The following is a 4,590-nucleotide window of genomic DNA, read 5'->3' as shown; positions in this document are numbered from 1 at the left end:
GGCGGCGCCCGGGAAGTACGCGTGACCGCGTCCGGCCCCACCGGCGAGGCCGTCGAGACCTCCTTCGCCGCGATCGACCCGGACACCGCCTTCGTGGAGATGGCCGACGCCTGTGGGCTACTCCGCCTACCCGGGGGCCGGATGCGGCCCCTCGAATCGTCGAGCCGCGGCGTGGGCGAGGTGCTGCTGGCCGCGCTCCGCTCGGGTCGCGGCAACATCCACCTCGGCATCGGGGGCAGCGCCTCCACGGACGGCGGCACGGGAATGCTCTCGGCGTTGGGCGCCCGCTTCCTCGACTCCTCGGGCGCCGAACTCCCCGACGGTGGAGGAGCTCTGGTCGACCTGGACCGCGTGGACCTGGACGGCCTCGACCCCGCGGTCCGCGCCTCACGCATCCTGGTCGCCTGCGACGTCGACAACCCCCTGCTCGGGCCGCTGGGCGCGGCCCGCGTCTACGGTCCGCAGAAGGGTGCCTCCGCCGGTCAGATCGAGGAACTCGAGGCGGGGCTGGCCCGTCTGGTCGAGGTACTGCGCGACCAGGGACTCGCTGTGGACCCGGACGCGCCGGGCTCCGGGGCGGCCGGGGGCGTGGGCTTCGCTGCCCGCGAGCTCCTCGAGGCGTCCCTGGACCCGGGGTTCGAGGTCCTCGGGACCCTGACCGGACTCGAAGACGTGGTCTCCGCCGCCGACCTGGTGGTGACCGGCGAGGGCCGGCTCGACGACCAGACGATGCACGGCAAGACCCCGATGGGCGTGGCGGCACTGTGTCGCTCGCACGCCGTACCCGTGGTGGCCGTGTGTGGCCGGCTGGACCTGGGTGCCGACCGGGTAGCGGAGGCCGGGTTCGCGGCCGCGGCCGCCCTCACCGAACGGGAGCCGGACCTCGCCAGGTCGATGGCCAATGCGGGCCCCCTGTTGGAGGACGTTGCCGCCGAGGTCGTCTCGCGCATCCTGCCCTGACGCGCGCGTCCGGCCCGGGGGCGGTGTTCACCCGGACCCGCCCGTGACCGACACGCTCGCCACGACGCGGTCGTCGACCAGCATCCACATCTCCACCCGGTGTGCGGACCGTCTCCGCCGGATCATCATGGACGAGCCCGGCACCACCGGGTGGGAGTACTCGATCACGACGCGGTGGCGGTGCCGGAGCAGGTCCTGGTGTCCCAGCAGTTCGTCCTCGACGGCGTCGAGGTAGGCGGCGTTGTTGAGGTGCTGGAGAATGTCGAAGTCCGTGCTGCGGAGGATGTGGGGCCGGTCTTCCGGTAGATCCCGTGTCGCGGAGCCGGTGGGCAGCGGCGCGTTCATGGCGGCCCATCGGAGTCGGTGGATCCCTGTGGCGGCCGAGAGGGAGGCGAGCCCCTCGTCGCTGATCCGGGCGGGCACCCCGTCGGCGCTGACGTTGATCCAGAACGCCTCGGTCTCCACCAGCCCGTCGGGCCGGGGCCCGGGGTCGTCGGGGCCGGCCCGGTGTTCCGCTGTCAGACGCACCCGCATGTTCGCCCACCGTGTGGAGAGTCCCGAGCACCAGCGCTCGAGGTGAACGGTGGCCGGCCAGGTGATCGGTTCGATCACGTCGATGACGGTCCGCCGCACGATCCAGTACGGGTCGGTCCGCACGTGACCGGTGAACTCGAGATCGTCGCCCGCCGCGTCCTGGAGGTACCGGGCGATGCTGTCCAGCCGCACCCTGCGCCGGGGATCGACCTCGCCCGTCCGAACCGTGCGGGAGGTGGAGAACCCTGCCCCGTCCGGGGGCGGAGGGGGGAGCGGACGCAGGTCGCCGTCCTGTTCCGGGTGGTTCATCGGTGTGGTCCTCTCGCCCAGGATTCCGGTGTCCCCCACCGGTGCGGCCACTGTAGGCGCCCGGCCGCAGGGAGTCGGGCGCGGGCGCCGACGCGGGCACGTCGGGCGGCAGGTGGTCCATGATGGGGGCACCCACTCACCCCGGAGGTCGACATGCGCAAGTGGCTCCTCGGCGCCCCCGTCGCGATTGTGGCGGCCCTCGCGGCCTCGGACCTGCGGCAGACCAGGTACCCGATCCTGCGGACCTTCCCCGTCCTCGGTCACGCGCGGATGGCCCTGAGCTCGATCGGCCCGGAACTGCGCCAGTACATCGTGGCGAGCAACGACGAGGAACGGCCGTTCACCCGCGACCAACGGGACTGGATCCGGGAGTCGGCGGAGGGGCGGGCCACGACGTTCGGTTTCGGCACGGACAACGACGTCGAGTTCCTCACCGGATACCCGGTCGTCAAACCGCGCACGTTCGCCGGGGTGACGGTCTCCGCCCACGCGCACTCCGCGGAGCAACTCCAGTTGCCCACCGCCAAGGTCCTCGGCGCCGCCCGCGGCCGGGCCCGCGCGTTCCGCCCGGAGTCCCTGGTGTGGATCTCCGGGATGAGCTACGGCGCCCTGTCGGCCCCGGCTGTCGAGGCCCTCAACCGCGGTGCCGCTCTCGCGGGGGCACTGCAGAACACCGGTGAGGGTGGGCTGAGTCCCTACCACCAGAAGGGCGGGGACCTGGTGTTCCAGATCGGTACCGCCTACTTCGGGGTCCGCGACGCGGACGGCAGGCTCGACCTCGACGCGGTGGTCGCCCTCGCCGAGAAGCATCCGATCAGGGCGATCGAGATCAAGCTCAGCCAGGGTGCCAAACCCGGGCTCGGCGGTCTGCTGCCCGCCGCCAAGGTCACCGCGGAGATCGGGCGGATCCGCGGGATCCCCACCGACCGCGAGTGTGCGAGCCCCTCCCGGCACACGGCGTTCCACGACGTCGACTCGATGCTCGACCTGGTGGAGGAGATCGCCGAACGCACCGGCCTGCCGGTGGGGATCAAGTCCGCGGTCGGCGAACTGCGCTTCTGGGAGCAGCTGGCCTCCGCGATGGTCTCCCGGGAGCGCGGCGTCGACTTCATCACCATCGACGGGGGCGAGGGCGGCACCGGTGCCGCCCCCCTCGTCTTCACCGACGCGGTGTCACTCCCGTTCCGGCTCGGCTTCTCCCGCGTGTACCGGATCTTCGCTGAGGCCGGTCTCACCGACGACGTGGTGTTCGTGGGCTCGGGGAAGCTGGGGATCCCCGAGAACGCGGTGGTCGCGTTCGCACTCGGGGTGGACCTGATCTCCGTCGGTCGCGAGGCCATGCTCTCCATCGGCTGCATCCAGGCCCAGAAGTGCCACACCGATCGCTGCCCCACCGGAGTGGCCACGCAGAAGCCGTGGCTGTCCCGCGGAGTGGACCCCACGGACAAGGCCGTGCGGTGTGCGGCCTATCTCCGGTCGTTGCGGCGCGACCTCGTCAAGGTCTCGGGCGCGGTCGGCGTGCCCCACCCCTCGCTGATCGGGCCCGAGGACGTGGAGCTGGCCAACGGCACCCGGGAGTCGACGACTCTGGCGGAGATCTACGGATACCGCCCGGGCTGGGGCCTTCCCGGCGCGGCGGACATCCGGCGCATCACCGATCTCATGTCCGCCGGCGGCGCCGCCGAGCACAGCGCCGCCTACGCTCCCCCGGGGCTCTGACCCGCCTCTGCCCGCCCGGCCCGGAGCAGTCCGAGTTCGCGGTTCAGGTTGGCGTGCGCCTGCTTCTCCCAGGCGTCGCGGCCGGCCCTGGTGAGGAAGACCGACCCGCGCTCGAGCAGCGCCTCGAGCGCGGCGATCCGCCCGGCGACGAACCGCTCACCCGGCACGTGCGCGAACTCGTGGCGGACATCCTGCGTGTAGGCGTCGTACGTCTCCGGGTCGGCCCCGAGGACCGCGAGGTCGGCGTCCGAGAGGACCGCCCCGTTGAGATCCCCGGGCTCGACCCGGTGCCCGCCCATGAGCCGCACGAGGCGCGCCACCTCGTCGACGGGCGCGGCGGGGTCGAGTGCGGACTCGGCGAACTCGGCCGACCTGGCGTTGTTCTCCGACTCCGTGGGGTCGAACACGGCGGCGTGGAACCAGGCCGCCAGTCGGACCGCGGTCCCGTCGAACGCCTCCCCGTACGCCTCCAGCGCGTCCACCGCACGCAGCACCGCACGCAGGTGCGTCTCGTTGTGGTATCTGCGCTGCGGTTCGTTCCACCGTTCGAGCAGGTCGGACCGCAGTTCGGGCGTGAGGAACCCGACCTCCGCGTCGAGGGGATCAACGGCTGCCGGACGGTCGGTATCCATGGTCGGATCCTACCGCCGCACCACGTCCCATCTGCGTGAATCCGGGACCGCGGCGGCGCATCTCAGTCCTCGAGATCCGCCCCGGTGCGCGGCGGGAACGCCGCCAACGCCTCCTGCTCGGCGGCGTCGAACGTCCGGGCGCGGGACAGGAACCGTCTCCCGGTTGGGTTCTCGAGGCTGAAACCCGACCCCCGGCCCGGGATCGCGTCCAGCACCAGCTGCGTGTGCTTCCAGGTCTCGAACTGCGACCCCGAGATCCACACGCGCACCCGGTCCCCACCGAGATCGAGCTCCCCCACCAGCACGTCGCGCTGGCCCACACGGAACTCCCCGTCGGGATAGCACATGGGTGCCGACCCGTCGCAGCACCCGCCCGACTGGTGGAACATCACCGGGCCGTGCCGGCCGACGAGCTCGCGGATGAGCTCGGCGGCCG

Annotated in this window: 5 protein-coding genes; 2 read left to right on the top strand and 3 right to left on the bottom strand. The window is 72.3% G+C overall.

What is annotated here, in order from left to right; all coding sequences use genetic code 11:
• The coding region (locus G6026_RS12055; RefSeq protein ID WP_182613320.1) for a glycerate kinase at nt 1-960 on the top strand (960 nt) is incomplete at its 5' end.
• A 27-nt stretch (nt 961-987) separates the two neighbouring features.
• On the opposite strand, the gene G6026_RS12050 is transcribed toward G6026_RS12055, so the two are convergent.
• Nucleotides 988-1,842 carry an acyl-ACP thioesterase domain-containing protein gene (locus G6026_RS12050; RefSeq protein ID WP_347238098.1) on the bottom strand — a complete coding sequence of 285 codons (855 nt, stop codon included), beginning with the start codon at nt 1,840-1,842 and terminating at the stop codon, nt 988-990.
• A gap of 114 nt (nt 1,843-1,956) precedes the next feature.
• Here G6026_RS12050 and G6026_RS12045 point away from each other — a divergent pair, with 114 nt between their 5' ends.
• Nucleotides 1,957-3,522: an FMN-binding glutamate synthase family protein gene (locus G6026_RS12045; protein WP_182613318.1), complete on the top strand. Its 1,566-nt coding sequence runs from the start codon at nt 1,957-1,959 to the stop codon at nt 3,520-3,522.
• On the opposite strand, the gene G6026_RS12040 is transcribed toward G6026_RS12045, so the two are convergent.
• Nucleotides 3,501-4,154 carry a hypothetical protein gene (locus G6026_RS12040; protein WP_107755414.1) on the bottom strand — a complete coding sequence of 218 codons (654 nt, stop codon included), beginning with the start codon at nt 4,152-4,154 and terminating at the stop codon, nt 3,501-3,503. The genes G6026_RS12045 and G6026_RS12040 overlap by 22 nt on opposite strands.
• A 62-nt stretch (nt 4,155-4,216) precedes the next feature.
• On the bottom strand, nt 4,217-4,590 hold a 374-nt coding region (locus tag G6026_RS12035), incomplete at its 5' end, for a DUF779 domain-containing protein (RefSeq protein ID WP_182613317.1).

It is taken from the genome of Dietzia sp. DQ11-38-2 (genome assembly GCF_014145055.1).
In the GTDB taxonomy this organism is placed as follows: Bacteria; Actinomycetota; Actinomycetes; order Mycobacteriales; family Mycobacteriaceae; genus Dietzia.
Note: the sequence above shows the minus strand (reverse complement) of the source record. Positions and strands in the feature narration are given on the sequence as shown.

Bases quoted from the DNA above. Each gene is read 5' to 3' on its own strand.
- G6026_RS12045 (WP_182613318.1), top strand. From the start codon at position 1,957: ATGCGCAAGTGGCTCCTCGGCGCCCCCGTCGCGATTGTGGCGGCCCTC.
- G6026_RS12040 (WP_107755414.1), bottom strand. From the start codon at position 4,154: ATGGATACCGACCGTCCGGCAGCCGTTGATCCCCTCGACGCGGAGGTC.